The organism is Mycobacterium sp. AZCC_0083, from assembly GCF_014202335.1.
Classification (GTDB): domain Bacteria; phylum Actinomycetota; class Actinomycetes; order Mycobacteriales; family Mycobacteriaceae; genus Mycobacterium.
Genome location: NZ_JACHGP010000032.1, coordinates 1 through 23,715, shown reverse-complemented (window position 1 = coordinate 23,715; position 23,715 = coordinate 1). Strand labels below are relative to the sequence as shown.

Sequence of the window (23,715 nt, the reverse complement as noted above, 5' to 3'; positions counted from 1 at the left end):
GTTGGTTATCGAGTGAGAGGGGTTGGCGGTGAGTCTGCACGGATTGACCTCGATTACGTTGGGAGTGCCTGATGTCGAGGCCGCGAGTCGTTATTACGAGGAGTTTGGGCTGACGCCGTCGGGGCGCTCTCCGGACGGGTTGCAGAGTCGCTTCGCGACCCTTGAAGGTGGAGAGCAGCTGGTCATCGCCGAAGCTCCGCGGCGCCGCTTGCTTGAAATCGGTGTGGGCGCTGATGATCCCGACGATCTGGATCGCATCGAGGTCAACCTTGGCCGGCTCGGTGTCGAGTTCCGCCGTAGTGCCGGGGAGTTGGTGGTGCACGATCCACACTCGGCGTTGCGGGTGTCGGTGAGGATCGCGCCGCGAGTCGTTGAGTCGGTCGCCAAGCAAGAACCGACCAACGGGCCGGGTCGCCCTGGCCGGGCCAATGGTAGGGCCCCGGCCATCGAACGGACCAATAAGGTGCGCCCTCGTCGGCTCGGCCATGTGGTGGTGGGGTCACTGGACCAGGAGGCGTCTCAGGAGTTCTTCACCCGCGGGTTGGGTTTCAAGGTCACCGACCACGTGCCGAGCCTGGCGTCGTTCTTGCGCTGTTCCACCGATCACCACAATCTGCTGCTGCAGCAGGCGCCGTTGAATTTCCTGCACCACACCGCCTGGGAGGTCGACGACGTCGACGAGGTCGGTCGCGGAGCGCACGCGATGCTCGAAGAGCATCCGGAACGGCACGTGTGGGGCCTGGGCCGCCACCACATCGGGTCCAATTTCTTCTGGTATTTGAAGGACCCGGCCGGCAACTTCTCGGAGTACTACGCCGATTTGGACGTGATCCTCGAGGATCAGCTGTGGAAGCCTTCGGTGATCGACGGCGCCCGAGGTCTCTACAACTGGGGGCCGCCCCCACCGCCTTCGTTCATCCGGCCCGACGACCTGGCGGCGTTGATGACCGGCGCGCATGCCCCCAAGTAACGACACCGAATCGTAAGGAGTTCTCATGCGCATCGCATCGCGCCGCGGGCGGGCGGTCATCGTGGAAGGCAACCTCTGCGCCGACATCGCAAACGCTTCCAACGGGGCATTTAGCCACCGCGTTGATGACCTGTACGAGGAGTGGGAGGGATTTCTGCGGTGGGCCCGTGCGGGCGCCCCGAAGGGGGATCAGCCGTTTGAGGTGAGCGAGCTCGACGCCCCAGTTCAACGTCCCCGTCAGGTCTTTGGGATCGGGCTGAATTACCTCGACCATGCTGCGGAGTCGGGCGTCGCCGTGCCGACGTCGCCGACGGTGTTCACCAAGTTCCCGACCTGTCTGGTCGGTCCGACTGCCACGGTTGAATTGCCCAGTACCACGGTGGATTGGGAAGTCGAGCTCGTCGCGGTGATCGGGCGCACCGCCGATCGGGTCAGCGAGGACGATGCCTGGGCCCATGTTGCCGGACTGACTGTCGGGCAAGATATCTCGGAGCGAACCGTTCAGTTGGACGGGCCGGTACCGCAGTTCTCGATGGGCAAGTCCTACCGGACTTTCGGCCCGATCGGGCCCTGGCTGGTCACCCCCGATGAACTCGAGCGTCCCGACGACCTCGAGCTGCAGTGCTCGGTGTCGGGCCGGGTGCTTCAGAAGGGCCGCACTGGCGAGATGGTTTTTTCGGTGTCCGAGCTCATCTCCAAGATTTCCCAGATTTGTCCAATGCTGCCCGGGGACTTGCTGTTCACCGGCACCCCACCCGGTGTCGGCATGGCCCGCAAACCCCAAGAATTCCTCCAGCCGGGCACGATCCTGATCAGCGAGATCGAGGGCATCGGTAAGCTCGCCAATCCCGTTGAGGCCGGCCCGAGCCATCCGCAATCGGCCGGATAAACGGCGCGATGGCGGCCCGCACGAACCCCATTTGGGTGCCCAGCGCAACCCTCAGCGCATTCGCCCGTGGCACCAACAACACCCAATCCGCCACACGCTATCTAGCCCACCTGTTCAGCGGGCGTCCCGCCGACGGCACCGCAACCATCAACGTCCAGCAGAGCACGGAATCACAACAACAAACACGCCATTACACCCCGGCACAACTGCGTGCCGAGGCGCAAGCGCTGAACCCGCAGGCGAAGTCACCATCGAAAATCGCCGCCACGATCACATCCCCAAGAGGCACATCATGACCGGTCTGAGCGGCAACCTAGTTGCATCGAAGGACCGCCACCCCGACCGTGTTGCGTTGCACTGTGACGATCTGCGTTTCACCTTCGCTGAGTTCGAAGCTGCGGCCGGTCGGGTTGCGACGCTGCTTGATAAGGCGGGAATCGAGCCGGGTGATCGGGTGGGTGTGATGTTGCCCAACACTCCGGCGTTCGCGATCGTGTTCTACGGCATCATGCATCGTGGCGCCGTCGCGGTTCCGATGAACCCGCTGCTGAAGGCCCGCGAGGTGGCCTATTACCTGTCCAACAGCGGAGCCAAGGCGCTGTTCGCGAGTCCGCCCATCGCCGCGGAGGCTGCGCCGGGCGCCGGCGAGACGGGTGCTCAGTGCTGGATCGTCGACGACGCCGAGCTGGCGAAACTGACCGCCGATCTGCCCGAGCAAGGCGCCCCGGTGAAGCGCAGTGACGATGACATCGCCGTCATCCTGCACACCTCAGGCACCACGGGCAAGCCCAAGGGTGCGATGCTCACCCACGATGGTTTGAGCCGTAACGCCGAGGTTTGTGCGCGCACGCTGGTGGAGATCGGGCCGGATGACGTTGTGGCGGGCTGCCTGCCGCTGTTTCATTCCTTCGGCTTGACCTTCGGGCTCAACTCCGCGGTGTTGGCCGGTGCGACGTTGACGCTGATCCCCAGGTTCGATCCGGGCAAGGTGATCGAGGTGATCGAGCGGGACGGCGTCACGGTGTTCGCGGGGGTGCCGACGATGTATTCAGCGTTGCTCAGCGTGGCATCGGGGGCCACGCCGGAGGCGACCCGGAGTCTGCGGACCTGCGTCTCCGGTGGTGCGGCCCTGCCGGTTCAGGTGCTCTCTGAGTTCGAAAACGCCTTTGGCTGCATCATTTTGGAGGGGTATGGGCTCTCGGAGAGCTCTCCGGCGGCTTCATTCAATCATCCCCATCGGCCGCGTAAGGTCGGATCGATCGGCACCCCGATCGAAGGGGTGCAGATGCGGGTGGTTGATCGGAACGGAGCCGAGGTACCCGAGGGAGACAGAGGCGAGGTCCAGATCCGGGGCCACAACGTCATGAAGGGCTACTGGAACCTGCCCGACGCCACCGAAGCCACGATCACCCCCGACGGGTGGTTGAACACCGGAGATGTGGGTCGTGTTGATGAGGACGGCTACTTCTACATCGTGGACCGAACCAAGGATCTGATCATCCGCGGGGGCTACAACGTTTATCCGCGGGAGATCGAGGAGGTCCTCTACGAGCATCCCGCGGTGGCCGAAGCCGCCGTCATCGGCATCCCGCACGACTCGCTGGGCGAAGAGGTCGGCGCCGCCGTCGCCCTGAAGAGGGGGGAGAGCGCCGACCCGGACGAGCTCAAGGACTTCGTCAAGGCGCGGGTGGCCGCTTACAAGTATCCACGCCAGATCTGGCTGCTCGACGAGCTACCCAAGGGACCCACCGGCAAGGTCCAGAAACGCGACATCACCGCTCCGGCAAGTGAAAGTACACCCTAACCATGGCGAGTCCGACGACCAAACCCGACGAGCTGGCGGCACCGCTCGACCTGTTGCTGACCAGCGCAACCCGCTCGTTCGTCCGCCGGATGATGCCCGACGCGGCCTGGGCCCGCCTCGGCGTGAGCCTGGCCAAACAACCCGGCGCGGTGGCCAGCCGTACCGGCACGCTGGTGCGCGAGCTGGGCAGTATTGTCGCGGGCCGCTCGCATCGTGCTCCGGCCAGGGCCGACAAGCGCTTCACCGATCCTGCGTGGCAAGACAATCCGCTGCTGCACCGAATCATGCAGGCCTACCTATCGGCCGCCGAGACGGCCGACGGGTTGCTTGCCGATGCCGATCTCGACTGGCGTGACAACGACAAGATGCGGTTCGTCGCCGACAACCTGGTGGAGGGTTTGGCGCCGAGCAACAGCCCGCTGATCAGCCCGCTGGGGTGGAAGGCGCTGATCGACACCGGCGGCCTGAGCGCTGTACGCGGGGCGAGAGCCTTTGCGCGAGACATGCTTTCGAAGCCCCGAGTGCCGTCGATGGTCGAGCCCGACGCGTTCGCGGTGGGCGAGACTGTGGCGACCACTAAGGGAGCGGTGGTGTTGCAGACCTCGGTGTTCGAATTGATCCAGTACGTGCCCCAGACCGCGAAGGTACGCGCGGTTCCGGTGCTCATCGTGCCGCCGGTGATTAACAAGTTCTACATCTTGGATATCGCGCCCGGGCGCAGCATGATCGAGTACTTCGTGGCGCAGGGTCAACAGGTGTTCGTCGTTTCGTGGCGCAATCCCCAAGCTCGTCATCGGGATTGGGGCTTCGACACGTACGGCGCGGCCGTCCTGGAGGCAATGGGTGCGGTGCAGAAGATCGCTGGGACCGACAGTGTGAACCTGCTGGGCACCTGCTCGGGCGGGATCCTGGCGTCGATGATCGCATCGCATCTGACCGTGATCGGTGAGGCCGATCGACTTGCCAGTCTCACCCTGGCGGTCACCGTGCTGGATCAGACCCGGGCCGGTTTCGCGCCGGCGATAATGAGCGACCGGGCGGCGCAGGTGGCGATCCGGATGTCGGACAGGAAGGGCTACCTCGATGGGCGTGACATGGCGGAGATGTTCGCCTGGCTGCGGCCCACCGACCTGGTATGGCGGTACGTAGTGAACAACTATGTGCAGGGCCGCCCGCCCGCCCCGTTCGACGTGTTGTTCTGGAATGCCGACACCACCCGGATGGCCGCGGCGCTGCACGGCGACATGGTGTTGTTGGGGCTGAACAATGCGCTGCTGACCCCCGGTGCCGTGAGCATGCTGGGCAGCGCGGTCGACCTGTCAAAGGTGACCATCGATACCTACGTCGTCGGCGGACTCTCGGATCATATCTGTCCCTGGCAGGCGACCTATCGCAGCGCGCGGCTGCTGGGCAGCAAGGACAACCGCTATGTGCTGTCGACCAGCGGTCATATCCAGGCGCTGGTGAACCCGCCGGGCAACCCGAAGGCGTCGTATCGGGCCGGCCCTTTTGACGCCGAAGACCCGGCGCTGTGGATGGAAACCGCGCAGAAGTTTTCCGACTCTTGGTGGTCGGATTACGTGAGTTGGCTTGCCGAGCGTAGCGGCCCGGAGGTCGACGCTCCGAAAACCCTAGGTGGGGACGATCTTCCGCCACTCGGGCCGGCGCCTGGCAGCTATGTGATGGAGAAGTAGTCCATGTTGCCCTTCCGCGGCGCGGAGGCCGCAATGGCCTCGGCAACCCCAATCGGTGAGCAACACTATGTCGCCTCCCGCGGGCAGCGCATCCGGGTGAACATTCGGCAGGGATCCGGCGTGCCGCTGGTGCTGTGTAACGGTATCGGTGCCAGCCTGGAGGTGCTCGATCCGCTGGTGGAACAGCTAGATCCGGACCTGACAGTAATCCGATTCGACGTTCCCGGAACCGGGGGATCCCCCACATCGGTTGCGCCCTATGGGTTTCCCTACCTTGCCTGGGTATTGGGCGGGGTGCTCTCCAAGTTGGGAATCGGCGTGGTGGATGTGCTCGGGATCTCGTGGGGTGGGGCGCTTGCGCAGCAGTTCGCTTTCCAGAACCCGCGCCGATGCCGCCGCCTGGTGCTCGTCGCGACCGGTACGGGTGCGTTGATGGTGCCCGCTCATCCACGGATTCTGGCGAAAATGCTCACTCCACGCAGGTTCTCGGATGCAAGCTACGCCGCGTCCATTGTCGGTGAGCTATATGGCGGCAGTGTCCGCACGCACGGTGACGACGTGGCGCGACTTTTCGCTCAGCAGTTGCACCCGGGATCGAAGATCGGCTACCTGCACCAACTGCTCGCGGGGTCGGTCTGGACCAGCCTGTTCGGGCTGCGCACCATTCGACAGAACACCTTGATCGTGGCGGGCACCGATGATCCGATCATCCCAGTGGTCAACGCGCACATCATGAATGCGTTGCTGCCACACTCGTCGCTGCACCTGCACGCGGGCGGCCACATCGATCTCGTGCAGAACGCGGCGGAACTCGCGCCCGTGGTCGGCACGTTCCTGCGCGAAACCGGGGAACGTCCATGAGCGACAACAACATCGACATCTCCGACTTCTAGTGCGCCAGCTCGGCATGCGGCCGCCCGGTTTGGCTGCAAGCACAACCGAGAGGAAATGAGGAGCGGTGCCGTACAAATACACTTTCGAGGAGATTCAACACCGCCCGGTCGCGGTAATCGGAGCGGGAACGCTGGGTCGGCGCATCGCGCTGATGTTCGCCTCCCGCGGTGGGACCGCGCGGATCTACGGTCGCCGCGCCGAACAGCTCGCCTCCGCGACCCAGTACGTGAGCGAGACCTTGCCGAAGCTGGACCGCGAGTTCGGCGAGCCGGGGGTCGCGACGGCCACGACATCGCTCGCCGTGGCGTTGGACGGCGCCTGGCTTGTCGTCGAGTCGGCCCCCGAAAAGCTTGAGATCAAGATTCCACTGTGGGGCCAGATCGACGAGGCGGCGGCCGCGGATACCATTTTCGCGACCAACTCTTCGTCGTACCCGTCACGCCTGATGGCCGACAAGGTGCGAGATAAAACGCGGCTGTGCAACATGCACTTCTACATGCCGCCGGACGTCAACGCGGTCGAACTGATGTCCAACGGCCAGACCGACCGCGACCTACTCGACACCCTACTGGCCGTCCTGCCTGAGTTCGGCGTCTATCCCTTCGAGGCGCGCCGGGAGTCCACCGGCTTCATCTTCAATCGCATCTGGGCCGCCATCAAGCGTGAGTCGCTGGCCGTGGTAGCCGAAGGCGTTGCCCGTCCGGAAGATATCGACGGGATGTTCAAAGTCAACCGGCGCGTGCTGGACGCGCCATTCCAGTTGATGGACCAGGTCGGCCTGGATGTTGTGCTCGATATCGAGAACCACTACGCGGAAGAGTTTCCGCATTTGCCGAAGAACGTGCGGGACTTATTGCAGGGCTATGTCGATGCGGGCAAGCTCGGCGTCAAGACTGGCGAAGGGTTCTACACCCATCCGAAGGCCTGAACCAGACAAGGCCAGCCCCAAACCGGTCCGCAATCATCGCCCACCTGATGCCACCGATACATGAAAACTAGCAGTGCCGCAAGACGGCAGATGCCTTTGCGAATCCGACGCGGACATCAGGTCAGACGGGTGAGGCCGTGCTGCTCCGTGCGCAACTCGTCGTTGCTGGTCCCTCGGCGTGTCTGCGGTGGTGCTGAGTGTCGACGAGGGGGGTGGTTTCTAGGCCTGGTCGCAACACTTCTCTAGATTCTGGAGGTTGTGTTGTCATCGTCACGTCGTGTGAAGAAGGGGCCGGGGCGTCGTCCGCAGTCGGCCAAGCGTCAACGGTTCATGGAGTTGCGGGCTCGCGGGTGGAGTGTGCGCGCCGCGGCCCGCGAAGTCGGTGTATCTCGATCCGCGGCTACGAACTGGACGCACGGTTACAAGACCTACCGCAACAGCGTCGAGGTCGGGTTCGTCCCACCACTGGATCGGCTAACCGTCCGTCAGATCAGCTCGCGCTATCTGTCCCAGGACGAGCGCATCGAGATTGTCGATCTGCGTCAGTCCGGGATGAGCCTGCGCGTGATCGCCGAGCGACTTGGTCGCTCGGCTTCGATGATCTCGAGGGAGCTGCGACGCAACGCGCGGGCCGGCCGCGGATATCAGCCCCTCGATGCTCATCGGCGTGCCACCGCGCGTCGAGCACGTCACCACCGACGCCGGGTCGACATCAGCGATCACCTTGGCGCCGTGGTCGCCGAGTTGCTTCTCCAGCGGTGGAGCCCGCAGCAGATCAGCCGTCATCTTCGATTGCGCTTCGCCGACGACCCGTGGATGCGGCTGTGTCACGAGAGTATCTATCAAGCTGTGTATCAACCGAATTCGCGTTCTTCACGGCCCTCGCGGCTAGCACCGCACCGTCGTTCACCGCTACGTACCGGTCGTGATCATCGCCGAGCACACCAGCGTCAGCAGCGCCGGCGACCGCGGTTCCATCAACCGATGCTCACCATCCACGACCGCCCGTTCCCGATGGACGACCGATCCGAGGCAGGGCACTGGGAGGGAGATTCAATCATCGGCAACAACCACAGCTCGGCGATCGGCACTCTGGTCGAGCGCCAGACCCGGATTGTGCGGTTGGTGCACCTCCCTCGCAGTGACTCCGACTCCCTGCACGCCGCCCTGGTGGCCCGCATGCGGGATCTGCCACCGGCGCTCCTGCGGTCCATCACCTGGGACCAGGGCCACCGAGATGGCCCGCCACCTCGCCACCGCCGTCAAGCTGGGCGCACCCATCTACTTCTGCGACTCCCATTCACCCTGGCAACGCGGCACCAACGAAAACACCAACGGACTCCTGCGCGACTACTTCCCCAAGGGCGTCACCCTCAACCATCCACCGGCACTCTTGCTCGCCGTCGAACACGAACTCAATCACCGTCCCCGCATGGTCCTCCAAGACCGTTGCCCCGCTGACTTATTCACCGCCCTGTTAACCTCAAACGGTTCGTGATGTTGCGACGTTGACTAGACCTCACCCGTCGTCAACACTTCTGGTCGGTGGCGAACGCGACGAAGCGCCACCGGGAGAACGCCAGCACCGCGCAGAACAGGAACTGCCCCGGCGCGGCTTGGGCCCAGTCGATCACCAGGTACTCACCCGGTGACCACACCGCCGGGCGACGTCCGCGGTGATGCTCGTTGCGCCACAACACCTTTGCCTCGGCAACGAGGCGGCGGAAGTTACGTGCCGACCCTTCGCAACCAGCCGCCCTCGCGATCGGCAGTATGCGCTTGGCCGACATCCGACCCTTGAGATTCTCGACTCGTTCAGTGACCAGTTCGGCCACCGCATCAAAGTTGTGGGCCCGCTCAGCCCGCCCCGCCGCGGTATCGCCGGCTTCGAACTTCTCGACGACACGTTTGACGGTCTTGTGGGTGGTGCCGCACAGCTCGGCGGCTCCTCGGTATGACCCGACTTGTTGATAGGCAGAAATGTCCATACGGTCCTTCGCAGACTTCAATGGAACTCCCCGGTGGTGGCGGTGTGTGGTTGGCACCTTCACCGTCATCACCGGGGCCCGCAGTTCCTGATCGACACGACGAACACGGGGTGGGGACTTTTATCTGGCCACCAGTGGATACATCTACTTGACCGCCAGTGGGTACTTTTTCATGGCCACGGACACACGTCACCGCGGCCGAATGGAAGACCAAACAGTCCTGCTTCCTGGTCTCAGACCGCGACAACGCCGTCGCGCCGGGCTGCGCTGGGCGGTACCGACCGGCACGTCGGCACCGAAGCCCCTGCCGCGTCGGCGGCAGAACGTCTCAATCCTGGCAAGGAGTGAGACTCGCGGCGGCCTGCGGTAACGCGTAGTGGTGCAGGAAGTCCAACGCGATCGGCGAATGCAGTTGGGCTAAAACGGATTCGCCGCCTACCCGGTGCTGGTCTAGGAGTGTCTCCAGCTGGCTGACCGCAGCGATGCGCATCGCGAGCTGATAATTGCGTTGGCGGGTCAGCGCCCGCAGATCACCAAGTGTGTCTGTGGTGGCTTCCCAGCTGAAGCGGCGGGTGGTGATGACATGCAGCCAGTGCAGCAACGCGGCCCGCGCCTGTCCATCGGACAGTGGGTCATCGGCTCGGACACTCAGATTTTGTTCGGCGATGCATTTCACACCCGCACGCCAGACGGACAGCCGGAAACAGTCGTCGACCGCGCCAGCAGATCTTGGATCGGCCGTTGGCAGTGCCGCTGCCGTTGTCGCGGTGAATAGCCAGGCGCGTTTGAGTTTGACCAGCGCGCGGGGGCTATCACAGCGGGTGGAGTCGCCGGTCTCAGCAATGACCGCCAGGGATGCTGGTGACCAACTCGATCAGGTGCCCGGAGTCGAGGTTCTCGCCCATCCGTGTTTCCACCTCATAACTCCAAACTCCAGCGAGAGCCCGTTTGTCTTGTCGCCCAGGCATTCATGAGGACAGCGGTACGGGCAGGACGTTGCCGCCTTCGATTTGGTCGGCGTCGCGCTCGACGGCGGCCTTGACCTTCTCGGCCGGCATCGCCACCGCAAGGGCCCAGTAATAGATGATCAAGCTGAATGCGGCGACGATGACCAGGTCGGACCACTCCCCGAAGATGAACCCGTCGAACACGGGGTGGAGTCCTCCGTAGTTGCCGAAGTAGCCAATGATCGTCGCGCCGATCAGCCACGGGAGAATCCAGTAGCCATGACGCATCATGTCGATCGAATAGGTCTGCTTGAAGATCGCACCGACGAAGAAGAGCACAGCGCCGAAAACCATGGCGGCGTCGAGTTTCCATTCGACGTCGTACGAGCCCCAATACAGCAGCAGGTTCGCCGAAATGAACGCGATCGGCAGCAGCACGTTCGGGAAGGGCATGCGGTAACTACGCGGCCGATCTCCATCACGGGAGCGCAACGCAGCCAGTGCGATCGGAGCGAACGCGTACATGATGGCGGTGGCGCCGGTGACGACCGCGACCAGCTTGCTCCAGCTTGGGAAGGGTCCGAAACAGAGCCAACCGATGACAGCAGAGACGACGATCGACCACACCGGAACGCCGCGGCGGTCGGTGCTGGCGAGCCGGGTCGGCAGTTCGGGTAGCTCGCCGAGCGCGTAGGTGAGCCGTGCGGTGGTGCCGATGTAGACGATGCCGGTGCCCGACGGGGAGACGACCGCGTCGATGATCAAGATGACGGCCAGCCAGCCGGCCCCAACGGCGATGGCCAAGGTGTACCAGGCGCCGTAACTGGAATTTTCGCCGCCCAGTCCCAGCGGATGAGCCCAACCGTCCTTCACGTCCGCCGGGTTGATTGCGAGGATGAACGCTGCCTGCAGGGCGATGTAGAGCAATGCGCCGATGATCATCGCGGTAATGATGGCCCGCGACATGTCCTTCTGCGGGTTCTTGGCTTCGCCCGCGAGCTGCACGGCTTGTTCGAAGCCCTGCAGGGCGAACACCACCCCCAGCGGCAGCGCGGCGAAGATGCCGTGCACGCCGAATGGCATGAAGCTGCCGCCTGCGGTGAAGTTGCTCGGGTGGAACGACAGGTAGGCGATCACGAAGATTGCGAGGAGCGGCACCGCGGTCTTCCAGACCACCACGAGTCCGTTGCTCTCGGACATGAACTTGGCGCCGGCCAGGTTCATGCCGGTGAACGCGATCAGCAAGATGGTGGCGACGATGAGGCCCTTGAGATTCAGCAGTCCCGCATCGTTGAGCATGTTGAAGTGCTGGTTCACCCACCCGACGCTGTTGACGTAGGCGATGGCGGCGAGAATCTCGATCGGAGCGATCGCGACCGCTTGCAGCCACGACGCCCACGCCGCGATGAACCCGCTGAACGCGCCGTGCGAATAGAACGGAAACCGCCCCGAACCGCCGGCCACCGGGTACGCCCCGCCTAACTCGGCGAAGACCAGCGCCAGCACGATCAGCATCGCTGCCGCCAGGACCCAGGAGAGGATTGCCGCCGGCCCGGCCGTCTGCGTTGCACTCAATGCGCTGAGCAGCCAACCGGAACCGATGATCGATCCCAACGACACGAACATCAAGCCCCAGAAGCCGACCGTTCGTTGTAACCCAGCACTCGCGTTCGTAGCGCCTACCTCTGTCGCCATAGTCGTCACTCCTCGTCGATAAGTCCAAATCACACTGGCACAGAAGCTATCCGGCTCCGGTTACGCACAGTTCACTAGCATGTGACCCTTGTGGGCATACGCCACTACTCGCAACACCGCGCCGGGCCAGCCAGGCCACATTCGCACGTGTCAACGGCAACTGAAGTCTGACCCCTTTGCGGCGTCAACAAAATTGATTACCGGCTGCGATGACGCCCGTTGACTGCACCCGCAGCAGCCAGTCCGGTCCGTCCCTTGCGGAGGTTCCGTCTCAGCCCGTTTTGGTCCAGCAGCGGAGAAGGGAGACGAACGGCCATCTTCACCGGATGTCGGGCCTGCGGTGTTATTGGCTAGGACGACTGTTTGAATCAGGGCCTGCCACAACATGCCTGCCGTGTTACGCCTGACTCGACGGCTGCGGCTCAGGGCAAGGGAGTGGTCCCCAACCGGTCTCCAGCCGAACCGACGAGAGCTGACTTGCGGTGGCCATCTACGAGTTTGGATCGAACGCGATGCCCGTACCCGAGCCGTCGGCAAGTGAAACGGTGACGCCGTGCCCGGGCGCGTCACGTTTCTCAGCACCACCGGGCCCACTCTGGCCGGTCTCATCGATCTCCCCGAGCGCGAGGTCCGCGGTGGGGGTGTCTTCGCCCATGGCTTCACGCTCGGCAAGAACAGCCCGGCTGCTAGCCGGATCTGCCAGCGAGGGCGTCGGCATGCTCCGCTTCGACAACCTCGGCTTCGTGGGCGCAGGTTGGCGATGCCATCTCGAGGCTCGCCGCGGCCTGGCGGGCGCAGCCAGTTCCCCGGTGCCGGTCAGCTACCAGAGCAGCCCAAGGAGTTTCAAGTTCGTCGCGTACTTGATGATAATTTCCGCGGTGATGTGTGGAATGTCGTTGTCCGAACCGACTTTCGCCGCCTGCACAGCCGAGCGGAACCGGTCGGCGGACGCCATCGCGCCGCGCAACGGCGGGCCGGGGTGCTGGTAGCTGCCCAACAGCGGCAGGACTGATGCTTGGCGCTGGTATTCGGGTAGACCACGGACGGCGGTGTCAAAACGCCGAAACCACTCGTCATGGCTGGGGATCCGCTGTATCGGATGACCCGCCTCAATCAGCCAGTCGACGTACTCGTCGAGCCCAATGCCGTCGTCATATGGATTCATCACGTGGTAGGTCTGGAACCCGTCGACCAGGCGTTCACCGAGCGTCGAGATTGCTTCGGCGATGAAATCGACTGGTAGCCCGTCGTAGTGGGCACGCTGGGGCTCACCGTCGTCGTCCAATCGGTAAAACGAGCCTGGGGCGATTCCCGTGGCGAGCACGCTCAGCATCAACCGGGTGAACGTGTCAGGGACGTTGAGCTGACCCAAGTACTTGGCGTCGGCCAAGATCATGCCGCAGCGAAACACCGACACCGGCAGCCCACAGAGATCGTGTGCTTCGCGCAGCAACACTTCGCCGGCCCATTTGCTGTTGCCGTAGCCGTTGGCATACGTGTCATCAACGGTGCGGGTTGGGCTGATGGCGCGGACGTCGGCGTCTTCGGTGAACGATGCGGGATCGGTACCGGCGATGACGGCGATGGTCGAGACATAGGCGAACTGCTTGAGTTTGGTGGTCAAGGCGACGCGGATGAGCTCGGCGGTGCCCACGACATTTGACCCGAACAGTTGACTGTAGGGCAGAAGGTGGTTGACCAGCGCCGCGGGATCGACGATCAGATCGACGGTGTCGGCGAGACGTTGCCACGTCTGCTGATTGAGACCGAGGTTCTCGTCGCCCTTATCGCCGGCGATGACCTCCAGGTGGTCAGCGGCCAATTCACGGTAGTGCGCGAGCAATTGCGGGTCGCCACAGCCGAAGACGGCGTCGAGCCTTGCACGAGCCGAGGCATCGTCCTTGGCTCGCACCAGACAGATCAACGTGCCATCCACGCAGTCCATCCGTTGTAGCCATTCCAGAACCAGGAACCGACCGAGGAAGCCGCTGGCGCCGGTCAGGAGTACCGTCCGGATCTCGCCAGCGGGGGGTGGGAGTGCTGGTGCAGCGGCCAGCGTGGCATTGTCGATGAACTTGTCGAGGGTGAGGTCGCTGGCGTTGGCCTCGGTGGAATCCCGGCCGTGCACCGTGGCGAACGTTGGTCGCGTCATCTCCGAGTTGCGCTCGATCTCGATGTAGTCGGCGATCGCTCGCAGGTCCGTGGTTGGACTGATGATCACGCTCACCGGTACGTCGATATCGAAGATGTCGTACAACAATTTTGCAAATGTCAAGGCGGACAGCGAGTCTCCACCCAGGTCGGTGAAATGTGCGTCCGGCGCCACTTCCGCTGCGGCGGCGCCGAGCAACGCACCCGCGGCCCGGCCGACCAACCCTAGGACCGGCCGCTCGCTGCCGCCCCGCCGCAGCGCCCGCAGTTCATCAGCTTGGCTCTCAGCCAAATCGAGGTAGCGCTGCTCGAGAATAGGCCCGTAGCGCTGCTTGAGCTCCGGTCGTGCGAACTTGCGAATGCCAGTGAGCAGGCCGTTCTCCAAAGTAAACGGTGTGGTCTCGACAATGAAGTCACGGGGGATCTCGTAGGACTGCAGGCCGGCGGCGCGGGCCACCTTCTGCAACGAGTCGGTGATGGCCAGTTTGAGCGAACCGGCATCGCCACCCGCGCGAGACAACGCTTCTACGGTCGGCACAACGACTGCCAGAAGGTAAGGGCGGGCGCTGTTGCCGTAGATGTAGATCTGGTGCACCAGCGGACTGTCACCGAACGTGGCCTCCAGATTGGAGATGGCGACGAACTCACCTTGGGAGAGCTTCAGCACGTTGTTGCGCCGGTCGAGGTACTTCAGTTGGTCGGGTCCCAACTCGGCAACGACGTCTCCTGTCCGATAGAAACCGTCTGCATCGAAAACCTCGGCGGTGAGCCCAGGGCGCTTGTAATAGCCGGGGAACACGGCGGCACTCTTCACCAATAGCTCACCCCTGGGGTGCGGCCGATCGGTGCGGAAGTAGCCGAGATCGGGCACGTCGACCAGCTTGTAGTCGATCACCGGTGGGCGCCGCACCGTACCGTCTGCCAAGACGGGTCCGGTTTCGGTGGAGCCGTAGCCCTCCATAAGGGGTAGGTCGATGAACGATTCGGCCCAGGCCCTCATCTCCGGGGAGATGGCCGCTGAACCCGATGAGACCGCGACATACCGTCCGCCGAGGATGTTCCGCCTGCGCTCCGCCATGACCTCGGCCTCGACCGACGCGTGATCGGCGCCGTCCGCGGCACGCCGGTCAACTTCACCGGAGACTTCCTCGAACAGCATGTCCCAGATCCGAGGCACGAAGGTCAAAGCCGTGGGCCGTACCAAGGCAAGGTCATCCAGTAGCGTCGACAAATCGCTCTTGGGCGCGAAATAGGCTGTCCCCCCGGCACCGAGCGCCGAGTAGAGGAGTGTACGTCCCATCACGTGACTCATCGGCATGAAGATCAACGCGATCATTGGCAGCATGATGTGCTCACCGTTCATCGACGGCGAGATCCAGGTGGCCGTAACGATCCGCTCGGAATGCATCGCGCCTTTGGGCGCTCCAGTGCTGCCCGACGTGTACACCAGAAGCCTCAACGGATCAGGTTCGTCGGACAGGTAGGGCGCCCTTGCCGGCAGGTTGTGACCGCGCTCGAGAACCTCGCTCAGCGTCTGCAGAGTCACCGAGCTTCCGGCTTCTGCCAGACGGGTACCGGCGGCCTGAAGAATCTCGCGCTGCCCGTCGACCTGCGCGCGGTAGTCGAATACGACGATCCTTGCCGGTGCAGGCCCGATCAACGCGAGTTCCACCGCGTCGTCGAGGTAGTCGACGCTGGCGGCAATCAGCACCGGTTCGGTTTCAGCGACGATCGGGAGAAGTTGAGCGGTCGGCGCGCTGGTCGGCAGCGGAGTGGTCACTGCCCCAATCTGAACGAGGGACATGTCGACGGTCGTGTAATCAATGCTGGCGAAGCCGAGAATGCAGACTCGGTCTCCCGGCCTCACCGGCGCCTCGCGGTCGCTTCCGAGGCAAGTTGCTACGGTGCTGACGCGCTCCCACAGCTCGCGGTAGGTCATTGTTTCGAATCGTGGCAACAGTTCCAGGGTCGTACGTCCTGCCGCATCGGTGACCAACTGCACCGCCCGCTGCCCCAGCGCGGGCCGCTCGGCGTACCCCTCCATAACGGTCCGAATGATCTCCGGAAGCCGCAGTCCCGGTTCATCAATTGCCGCATTGACGTCGACGCTGGGCATGGCCGCGGCGAACTGCTCGTCGCTGCCGTACAACTCGGTGACTCGGCGGACGAGTCGCTCTTCAAGAGTTTCAGCCGACACTACGGACCTTTCATAACGCACGGTGTGGCGAGGGCGGGGGAGCATCAGTGCTCAGGTACTCGCAAAGAATCCGCCACTGAACAACGGCAAGTCGAGATGCGTCTGAACTCCGGGAGGCGCGTTTACGACCGCCGGTATGGCGTTGACGGTCTGCACCGCTGTCATCAGCACATCGGGCTGCTTGGCGTCGTGGATAGTACTGGCATCGATGCGGCTTTCCAGGCAAGGATCGCCGTCGATGCGGATGGTCCATGCCCCATCCCCATACGGCCAATCGGGCGGCGTCGCTTGTTCACCCAGCACCCAGACCCATTGGTTCTGGATCCGCACGTTGCCGCCGGTGTAGACACGCAAGGTGGTCCGCACCGCTGCCACCTGCCCCGGACTGATGGAGTAGACCGGAGTCTCGATGTCACATGGGGATGGGGCGACTTCCCGGTCCACGGTCACGTCGTCGAACCGCAGGCCCGTGGCGTCGGCGAACATCTGAATCGATGCGTACAAGGAACTCTCGCGGACGGCATCGCGAGGATAGCTGACGCTGCGCTGCCCGACGGGCTGCCCGAAGCCGATGACGTCGCCGATCTGACGGGAGGTGTAGCGCGACATGTCGACCATCTCGGTCATGTAGATCGTGTCGATCCGTCGCGCTAGTCGGCACAACGTGATCGGCCATACATCCATCATGTAGCCCGGGTTGATACCCGAACTGTGAAACGAGGCGTCTCCTCTGTGACAGGCCGCTTCGAGTGTCGCCCTCAGCGGGACGGTCTTGATGATGTCGGGATAGATGTGCACGCTGACCGCTGTCGAGCACACGTTCTTTCCAGATTCGAGCAGTCGACAGATCTGGTCGAGCGCTGCTGCGGGATCGCTGGTTTCGCCCAGGGCGTTGTACACGACCGCGTCTGCGTCAAGGCCGAGGATTGCCTCGAAATCGTTGGTGCCGACTACGCCGACGGGGGCTGCTCCGACGAGTTCACCGGCGTCCCTGCCGACCTTGTCGGGGCTGAACACCAGCAGGCCGACCAGCTTCATGTCTCGGCGACCGAGGATGGTGCGCAGGCTATGCGTGCCAACCGTGCCGGTGGCCACCTGTATGACCTTCAGCTTGCCCACCATCTCTCCCTGTCCTCGTCGGCGTCAATTTTGGGCGATCGAGACGCGGTATCACGCCTAGATTCGGGTCGGCCTAGCGCCGCCCACCAACCCGTCCGTCCACCCTCTGGCCGACGAACCTCCAGCTATGTGCCAACCGTGTAACCCTCTGCGCAACAGGGTTATCGAGTTCGGGGCGCACTTCTCCCCATAACCCTCAAACAGCATAATATCGCACATGCTATATTACAGTACACGCAATATATTCATGCAAGGACGGGCACAAGGCGGTGCAGGCCACGGTGCTCGATCGTGGGATGAGCAGCCTCGTTACCTCTCGCGGGGCCATCGTCGACGAAGCCGCTGAAAACAAGGACGGCCGCACCCGTGCCGAAACGCTGACGGCAAAGGTCTGGGAGGTGCTGATCGGGCCCCAGTCCATGTCGATACTGGAGATCTTGATCGCCACCCGATCGGTGCGTGGGACGCTGAACGCCAGCGACTTGTCTGCGCTCGCCGAGACGCGGGGGAGGCTTTCTGAACTTCTCAGTGAGGGCAGTGCCGCCCGCCACCATCGCGAATCTGCTGTCGCCCAGCGCAGGAGGGATGATGGGCACCAAACGATGGCTAACCCGATCGCCGACCGGCCTTCGCCACACAAGCGTCGCCCGCGTACGTAGGGTCACGGATGCGCCTGATCGTCGGTGATCTCGGCGAACTCGATCGCCAGCATCTCTCTGAACGGGTCGCCGGCGGGAGGATGCGCCCAGAAACTGTTGTCCTCCAGGGCTTTTAGCGCCCAGGCAACTGCGACACCCGGTTCTACACCACTCTGATCGAGCGCATCGTGGCTGACGTTCACGAGATCCTCCGACATCGATCCGTCACGTGGCAGGTGCGCAGCAGAGGTGCGGATGAGGTTTGTTCTGACCACGCCGGGGTTGAGCAGCGCTAGTCTCAACGCCGGAGCCGTCAACTGAAGTTCGGCTCGCAACGACTTGGCCAACGCGATCGCACCGGCTTTGCTAGCGGCGTAGGCGCCGCTATGGGGGCAGGCAACCATGCCCGCCATCGATGCAGTGATGACGATATCAGCGGGCTTGCCCTGCGCAATCAGGGCGGGCACGAAGGTCTTGACACTATGAAAGAGGCCACGCAGGTTGACCCCGATCAGAGCGTCGAAAGTGCTCAAGGAGGTATCCCACACGGTTGTTCCCGTCGAGGTGATGCCTGCGTTCAGACACACCGCCGTCATCGTTCCCCGATCTCGAGCCATGGCCCCGAAGGCCGCGACAGAATCGGAGTCTTGCAGGTCTACGACCGAAGTCGTCACCGCGGCGCCGAGCTGCCGTATCTGCTCGGCAGCGCAGTCCATCGCTGCCTCGTCGATGTCGCCTATCAGTACCCGCGATCCCCGTGTTGCGTAAGCGCGCGCGAACGCCAAACCGATTCCACTGGCACCGCCGGTGATAACGGCGAGGCCCGAACCGGCGTGGCTAGACGTCGCGTTCACGCGTAGTTCGGGATCAGCTCTTTGCCGATCAACTCGATGGATTCCATGATGCGGTCGTGGGGCATGCCACCCATCTGCATGTGGATGATGACCTGGTCGACACCGCTGGCCTTGAATCCGTCCAGAACTCGCGCGCAATCGTCGGGATTGCCGGCCATGACAAACCCCTCGTTGATCATCAGCTCCGCTATGGCGGCGGGATCGGTCCTGGTCGCCTCTCGCAGCATGGCGACGTCGCCGCTACCGACGTGCGCATAGCTCGGCGACGGTTGCCCCCCTGGCCAGCCCTCGGTCATCCAGTCGACCCCGTGAAGCGTGTGCTCCACGGTTTTGCGCGCTGCCAGGCGGCGAACCTCGTCACGGTCGTAACTACACAAGCCGTTGACAAACCCTGCTGTCTGTTTGTTTACCAACCCGCAGATCGGCTGGGCCTTGTCGATGTTGGCGTGGTAGGCCTCGGTGGCCGCGGTCAAGCCGTCGTAATCGGTTTTGTGGGCGAAGAAGAGCATTCCCAAGCCCTTCTTGGCTGCGCGCTCGGCATTGCCCGGACCAACCCCACCGACCCACAGTGGTGGGTGGGGCTGCTGGACGGGACGCGGGACAACGGTGCGCGCGGGCATTTTGACGAACTCACCGTCAAGCGCGACGTTCTCCTCCGCAAGGAGCCGGGCGACCGCGTCGATGCCTTCCTGCCACTGGGCGCGGGACTGTTCCGGGTCGATGCCGAAGCCATACAACTCGGCCGGTGTGGTGGAGCGCCCCGAGCCCAAGTCGACTCTGCCGCCTGACAAACAGTCGAGCATCGCCACCCGTTCGGCAATGCGAACCGGATGGTTGTACGACGGCGGCGTCAGCGCCAGCCCGAAGCCGAACCGGATATGCTCGGTTTGGTACGCAGCTGCGCCAAAAATGACCTCCGGGGCGGACATATGGGAAAAGCCCCGGAGGAAGTGGTGTTCGGTCAGCCATACATGGTCGAACCCACTCTTGTCGGCGTGCACGATCTGATCGACCGTCTGGCGGATGATTCTTGCTTCAGCACCGGATTCGTCTGCCGGGACGTACATTTCATAGAAGATGCCGAATTTCATGTTGCGCTCCTGTCGGGTAAAAAGGATGTGTGTTCAGGCCAAATCGGTGATGCCAGTCTCGGACAGCCGATCGAGAATGCGAATCGGGCTGCGGCACTGTTGGAATCGCCGCTCAGTGCCATCGGTCCCACCCCAACGCTCCGCGTCGAAGCGCCGGTCTTGCCCGCTATAGACGTTGGGACACTCGCGCAGTTCGGAAGAAGTCGCCTGGTCGGTCCGGGCATCCGTGCGCGGCGGTCGAGAGATCGGCGAAGCCCGTGACGCAGTAGTCGGCATCCAGCTCGCGGGCAATGGCTGTTTCGCCTTCGGCCGCCCGACGAGAACCACTTTGCGCCCGTCACTGGTGAGCTCGCGTGCCGCCGCCGCGCCGAGGCCGTCACTCGCGCCGGTGATTACGATCGTCTTGGGAACCACGGTGGTCACGATCCTTTCCATAGCCATCTTGCTGAGTGACTAGCCGCGCGCTGTCGACGCCACGTGCAGTCGGCTTGTCAGGCTCCCGCGGGCCTGCCAGTCGGCTTGTCACGTATCCCATTTCGTCATGGATGCTGTCTGGCAGGAACATTCCTTCGGGGTCGATGACCTCCGGTAGATGCGCGGCGACATCTTCAGCCGTGAAGGATTCGCCGGGGCTGAACCATCCCGTTGTCATGCCCACCCGCAGCGCCGCAATGCGGCCACTGAACGCGCTAAGAACCGTGTGTGTCAGCGTGCACTGCTCGCTGGCCAGGTAGGCCACCACGGGCGCGACTTGGTCTAGTCGCAACGTGTCGAGAAATGCGAGGGCTTCGGGAGTTTGGCCTGCTGGCCCGAGAACGGCGGCAGCCATACGGGTATGTCCCATCGGCATTATTGCGTTGACCCTGATGCCGTATTCGGCCCCTTCAATTGCCGCGACGTTCATCAGTCCGAGCATTCCTGCCTTCGCGGTGGCGTAACCAGCAAGACCGGGCTGGCCGAACATGCCTGCAGCAGACGACACGAAAACCAGACGCCCATAGCCGGCACACTTCATATACCTGAACGCCGGTCTTGCGACGTGGAAGGCGGCGAGCAGATGGTGGCGCAGTAGCGCCTCGAACCGCTCGGTGGGCCAGTCCGGGAGCGGGTCGGAGTGGATGATGCCAGCGTTGGCGACAACGATGTCGATCCGGCCGAACTCGGCGATGGCCGACTTCACCGCTGCCTCGCCGCCGTCGGGGGCGCTGGCGTCGGTGGTGCAGGCCAATGCGCGGCCCCCCGTGGCGCGAATCTGAGCGGCCACGGACTCGGCGGGGTGCGGATCGCTGCCGTGGCCAGCTACCGTGCTGCCCAGGTCGTGCACGACGACCGCGGCGCCACGGTCGGCCAGTTCTTTGGCGTACGCGGCGCCCAACCCGCGACCGCCTCCTGTCACGATCGCGACGCGGTTGGCGAATGCGATGTGGTCGGCCATCAGGCCTCCTCGGTGCTGTTGCCGCCGCGAATCTGCAGTGCTCGGTTCGGCTGAACTGTGGGACGGCACAATGTTTGGTCCGCGGGCGGCGATGCTTCGTGCGTCCCTGACAAGGATGCTTGCACTTGCACTCTCCGTGCTGCAGTTCTGTGCCCGTAGACCTGACAGGCCCGCAGCAATTATTTATGGCACTCGCCATTATATTGCATATGCGCTTATTTGGTAGAGCCCAGATCGAACTAATCGTCGATAGATCGCAGAATCATGACGTTCACAGCTGTATCCACCATCACCAGATACCGGATTTCTACGGCGGCGGTCGTTCATGGACGATGCGGGCATCGACGTGGCGATGCCTCGATCAGCGCTCCGGAGTTTCATCTAGGCGACGCGCCAACTCCCTCGAGCATCTCGTCGACGGTCTGGGTCTCCGGATGGATGTAACGCGGGAACCGAACCGGCCACGCACAGCGACCGCTCTTATCGACGGGCAGAACCGGCGTCAGCCCTGTCTCATCCGATGCATCGTTGAACCGTCCAGTGAATCATCGCCATGTCACTGCAGGTAAGTGCATCAGCGTCGAGACGGTTCGCCGGAGTGTCGGCAGCGCGCCGGGTCACAGGCAATCCGAGACAGGCGGCAAATGAGACTAAATCCTCAGATCAGCAGCAGTTTTCGTGACCAGAGCCAGTTGGCTACCGATGCAGCGACGCCGTATCCGTGATTCATCCGATGGAAAGGGAGCAACTAGTGGTGGATAACGAATGTTATCCATCGGGATCCGATGTGTGTCGCTCGCCCGAGCTGCAGCAGGCGGTCGGGGGCCACCGCCGGGTGGTGCCTCTCAAGGTGAAGATGGCGTCCGGGACGTATCACTCGCCATGGGGTGGACCGACGGGGTCGAACTTCGCCAGCGGATACCTGTCGATCCGTCTGTCGCGTGACGATTGTCGCGCCTGGATCGCGCGGCGAAACGCAATCGGAACCCCGCGGTGATATTGCGCCCCAACGGCATCGAGGCCCGCGGGTCTGCGATTCACAACTGCAGCTTGGCTGCGACCGTCTCGAAGACAACGAACGGGTCCTCTGCCTGCGGAAGCGGAAAGATCGGTACGTGATCGGCTCCGGCATGGAGGTGTTGACGCACTCGTTCGAGTCCGGCCTCCAGGCCGGCCAGGGGGACGAGCGCTTCGAGGAGTTCATCACTGGGATCGTCGCCGACGCGCAGGTTCGGGAAGGCTGTCTCCTGCAGGTTGCTCACGTAGTTCTGCAGGCCCAGGTAGAGCTTGGAGTGGTCTCGTACGACGGCACGGTTTGCGTCGCGGTCCGGGCTGGCGGTGATGAGTTGCGCAACCGACAACGTGCGATCGGGACCCAGGACCTGGCGTGCCTTCTTCGTGTGCTCCACGGTGGTGAAGTACGGCAGGGCTCCTGCCGTCTTGTCCCGGGACAGCTGCAAGACCCTATTACGCAGAGCTGCCAGGATGATTCGATCACGAGGAACACCGAGTTCGAGCAGCCGGTCGACGTAGCTGCTCAGCGCGGCCAGCGGCTTCTGGTAGACCTCGCCGTTGACCTCGCGATGCCCGAGGCCCACACCGAGCACGAAGCGACCAGGGTAACGCCCCTCGATCCGATGGAAGGAAGCCGCGACGTCGTCGGCCGCCTCGGCCCAGATGTTAACGATCGCCGTTCCGACCGAGATCGAGTCCGTCCGAGTCAGGAACGATTCGGGGATCGCCAAGTCGCCGGGGGCATTACCGGCGATCCACGCCGTGCCGTATCCGAGCTCTTCCAAGCTCTTCACGCGGGAGGCGAGGTTCCACTTCTCGTAATCCTGGACATGGAGGTAGGCGCCGAAGCTGCCCAGCGATGGTTTCGTCATGACGGACTACGACACCGGCGCCGAGGCAGTTATTCCCTGTTCGGCGGATCGGATGGTCTCAGAGCTCTTCCCGGTACCGAAGGCTCGTCTGTGGTGAAGTCACTAGATATGCTGTGGCACAGCACTTTCAGCGTCAGAGCCGCCCGGCTGCGCGTGGAGACTTGCTGTCCAGCGGGCCTGATCCGGCACGCTCTCACCTGCCAGCCTTCAGATCCTTGGCGGTGCGACGCGTCCGGGAGGGCGTCGGTGTTTTGTCAGGGCGTGGCCGAACTACTGGCGTTGGCTGAGGATGAGAATGACGTTATGTGATGATAATCTCGTTAAAAAGTGACTGGTCGAGAATTCAATGTTTGAGTGGTGGTGGCAGTGACGGTGATCGCCACTGTTGGCATCACACCACGGAGGCACGTCATGGCCGATCCCCTCGCGGGCGGCTCGGACGATGGTGCGCGTGCCCGTCAGGTGTGCCGTGACCTGCAGGCCGGCACGGTGTGGACGAACGGCTACTACGCCCTCGACGAAGGATTTCCGGAGG

17 protein-coding genes and 4 pseudogenes are annotated in these 23,715 nt (G+C 63.4%); 10 read left to right on the top strand and 11 right to left on the bottom strand.

Annotation, left to right across the window (positions count from 1 at the left end; genetic code table 11):
• The first annotated feature begins 28 nt into the window (after window positions 1-28).
• The 8 genes and pseudogenes from HNP02_RS41540 to HNP02_RS41505 all read left to right on the top strand — a co-directional run bounded on the left by HNP02_RS41540 (window position 29) and on the right by HNP02_RS41505 (window position 8,677).
• Window positions 29-970 carry a VOC family protein gene (locus tag HNP02_RS41540; protein WP_184446646.1) on the top strand — a complete coding sequence of 314 codons (942 nt, stop codon included), beginning with the start codon at window positions 29-31 and terminating at the stop codon, window positions 968-970.
• A gap of 25 nt (window positions 971-995) precedes the next feature.
• Entirely contained in the window at window positions 996-1,859 is an 864-nt protein-coding gene (locus tag HNP02_RS41535; protein WP_184446645.1) for a fumarylacetoacetate hydrolase family protein, read from the top strand.
• An 8-nt stretch (window positions 1,860-1,867) separates the two neighbouring features.
• Window positions 1,868-2,155 (top strand): hypothetical protein, encoded by a 288-nt coding sequence (locus HNP02_RS41530; protein WP_184446644.1) that lies wholly within the window; start codon window positions 1,868-1,870, stop codon window positions 2,153-2,155.
• Window positions 2,152-3,663, top strand: coding sequence for a long-chain fatty acid--CoA ligase (locus tag HNP02_RS41525; protein ID WP_184446643.1), 1,512 nt, complete (start codon window positions 2,152-2,154; stop codon window positions 3,661-3,663). The genes HNP02_RS41530 and HNP02_RS41525 overlap by 4 nt, the downstream gene beginning before the upstream one ends.
• Before the next feature lie 2 nt (window positions 3,664-3,665).
• Window positions 3,666-5,357 carry an alpha/beta hydrolase gene (locus tag HNP02_RS41520; protein WP_184446642.1) on the top strand — a complete coding sequence of 564 codons (1,692 nt, stop codon included), beginning with the start codon at window positions 3,666-3,668 and terminating at the stop codon, window positions 5,355-5,357.
• A gap of 33 nt (window positions 5,358-5,390) precedes the next feature.
• Window positions 5,391-6,218 (top strand): poly(3-hydroxyalkanoate) depolymerase, encoded by an 828-nt coding sequence (phaZ, locus tag HNP02_RS41515; protein WP_184446665.1) that lies wholly within the window; start codon window positions 5,391-5,393, stop codon window positions 6,216-6,218.
• Window positions 6,219-6,315: 97 nt separating this feature from the next.
• Complete coding sequence (locus HNP02_RS41510; RefSeq protein WP_184446641.1) at window positions 6,316-7,179, top strand: 3-hydroxyacyl-CoA dehydrogenase family protein; 864 nt, start codon at window positions 6,316-6,318, stop codon at window positions 7,177-7,179.
• A gap of 330 nt (window positions 7,180-7,509) precedes the next feature.
• Window positions 7,510-8,677: pseudogene (locus HNP02_RS41505) on the top strand (IS30 family transposase).
• Window positions 8,678-8,714: 37 nt separating this feature from the next.
• Here the strand turns inward: HNP02_RS41505 and HNP02_RS41500 are convergent.
• From HNP02_RS41500 to HNP02_RS41485, 4 genes and pseudogenes are all read right to left on the bottom strand, one after another.
• Window positions 8,715-9,188: pseudogene (locus HNP02_RS41500) on the bottom strand (IS21 family transposase); the annotation flags it as partial.
• 307 nt (window positions 9,189-9,495) lie between these two features.
• A complete protein-coding gene (locus HNP02_RS41495) occupies window positions 9,496-9,843 on the bottom strand; it encodes a hypothetical protein (protein WP_184446640.1) in 348 nt (115 codons plus the stop codon).
• Window positions 9,844-10,135: 292 nt separating this feature from the next.
• A complete protein-coding gene (locus HNP02_RS41490; RefSeq protein WP_221318625.1) occupies window positions 10,136-11,809 on the bottom strand; it encodes an APC family permease in 1,674 nt (557 codons plus the stop codon).
• 490 nt (window positions 11,810-12,299) lie between these two features.
• Window positions 12,300-12,464, bottom strand: a complete 165-nt coding sequence (locus tag HNP02_RS41485; RefSeq protein WP_184446639.1) for a hypothetical protein — start codon at window positions 12,462-12,464, stop codon at window positions 12,300-12,302.
• Here HNP02_RS41485 and HNP02_RS43505 point away from each other — a divergent pair.
• A pseudogene (locus tag HNP02_RS43505) lies at window positions 12,405-12,549 on the top strand (alpha/beta hydrolase); the annotation flags it as partial. The gene HNP02_RS41485 and the pseudogene HNP02_RS43505 sit on opposite strands and share 60 nt — an antisense overlap.
• Before the next feature lie 80 nt (window positions 12,550-12,629).
• On the opposite strand, the gene car reads toward HNP02_RS43505, so the two are convergent.
• Together car and HNP02_RS41475 are read right to left on the bottom strand one after the other, a co-directional pair.
• On the bottom strand, window positions 12,630-16,157 hold the full coding sequence (gene car, locus HNP02_RS41480) for a carboxylic acid reductase (RefSeq protein ID WP_184446638.1): 3,528 nt from the start codon (window positions 16,155-16,157) through the stop codon (window positions 12,630-12,632).
• A 51-nt stretch (window positions 16,158-16,208) separates the two neighbouring features.
• On the bottom strand, window positions 16,209-17,276 hold the full coding sequence (locus HNP02_RS41475; RefSeq protein ID WP_184446637.1) for a hypothetical protein: 1,068 nt from the start codon (window positions 17,274-17,276) through the stop codon (window positions 16,209-16,211).
• Between the two features lie 269 nt (window positions 17,277-17,545).
• Between HNP02_RS41475 and HNP02_RS41470 the strand changes: the two genes are divergently transcribed.
• Entirely contained in the window at window positions 17,546-17,935 is a 390-nt protein-coding gene (locus HNP02_RS41470; protein WP_184446636.1) for a hypothetical protein, read from the top strand.
• Window positions 17,936-17,937: 2 nt separating this feature from the next.
• On the opposite strand, the gene HNP02_RS41465 is transcribed toward HNP02_RS41470, so the two are convergent.
• From HNP02_RS41465 to HNP02_RS41445, 5 genes and pseudogenes are all read right to left on the bottom strand, one after another.
• Complete coding sequence (locus HNP02_RS41465; protein WP_184446635.1) at window positions 17,938-18,768, bottom strand: SDR family oxidoreductase; 831 nt, start codon at window positions 18,766-18,768, stop codon at window positions 17,938-17,940.
• A complete protein-coding gene (locus HNP02_RS41460; protein WP_184446634.1) occupies window positions 18,765-19,859 on the bottom strand; it encodes an LLM class flavin-dependent oxidoreductase in 1,095 nt (364 codons plus the stop codon). The genes HNP02_RS41465 and HNP02_RS41460 overlap by 4 nt, the downstream gene beginning before the upstream one ends.
• Before the next feature lie 238 nt (window positions 19,860-20,097).
• Window positions 20,098-20,294: pseudogene (locus tag HNP02_RS44250) on the bottom strand (SDR family NAD(P)-dependent oxidoreductase); the annotation flags it as partial.
• Window positions 20,236-21,294, bottom strand: coding sequence for an SDR family NAD(P)-dependent oxidoreductase (locus tag HNP02_RS41450; RefSeq protein ID WP_184446633.1), 1,059 nt, complete (start codon window positions 21,292-21,294; stop codon window positions 20,236-20,238). The gene HNP02_RS41450 and the pseudogene HNP02_RS44250, both read right to left, overlap by 59 nt.
• Before the next feature lie 1,037 nt (window positions 21,295-22,331).
• Window positions 22,332-23,180: a TIGR03620 family F420-dependent LLM class oxidoreductase gene (locus HNP02_RS41445; RefSeq protein WP_184446632.1), complete on the bottom strand. Its 849-nt coding sequence runs from the start codon at window positions 23,178-23,180 to the stop codon at window positions 22,332-22,334.
• Window positions 23,181-23,715: the final 535 nt, after the last annotated feature.

Bases quoted from the DNA above. Each gene is read 5' to 3' on its own strand.
- HNP02_RS41535 (WP_184446645.1), top strand. From the start codon at position 996: ATGCGCATCGCATCGCGCCGCGGGCGGGCGGTCATCGTGGAAGGCAAC.
- HNP02_RS41530 (WP_184446644.1), top strand. From the start codon at position 1,868: ATGGCGGCCCGCACGAACCCCATTTGGGTGCCCAGCGCAACCCTCAGC.
- HNP02_RS41525 (WP_184446643.1), top strand. From the start codon at position 2,152: ATGACCGGTCTGAGCGGCAACCTAGTTGCATCGAAGGACCGCCACCCC.
- HNP02_RS41520 (WP_184446642.1), top strand. From the start codon at position 3,666: ATGGCGAGTCCGACGACCAAACCCGACGAGCTGGCGGCACCGCTCGAC.
- phaZ (WP_184446665.1), top strand. From the start codon at position 5,391: ATGGCCTCGGCAACCCCAATCGGTGAGCAACACTATGTCGCCTCCCGC.
- HNP02_RS41490 (WP_221318625.1), bottom strand. From the start codon at position 11,809: ATGGCGACAGAGGTAGGCGCTACGAACGCGAGTGCTGGGTTACAACGA.
- HNP02_RS41485 (WP_184446639.1), bottom strand. From the start codon at position 12,464: ATGGGCGAAGACACCCCCACCGCGGACCTCGCGCTCGGGGAGATCGAT.
- HNP02_RS41460 (WP_184446634.1), bottom strand. From the start codon at position 19,859: ATGAAATTCGGCATCTTCTATGAAATGTACGTCCCGGCAGACGAATCC.
- HNP02_RS41450 (WP_184446633.1), bottom strand. From the start codon at position 21,294: ATGGCCGACCACATCGCATTCGCCAACCGCGTCGCGATCGTGACAGGA.
- HNP02_RS41445 (WP_184446632.1), bottom strand. From the start codon at position 23,180: ATGACGAAACCATCGCTGGGCAGCTTCGGCGCCTACCTCCATGTCCAG.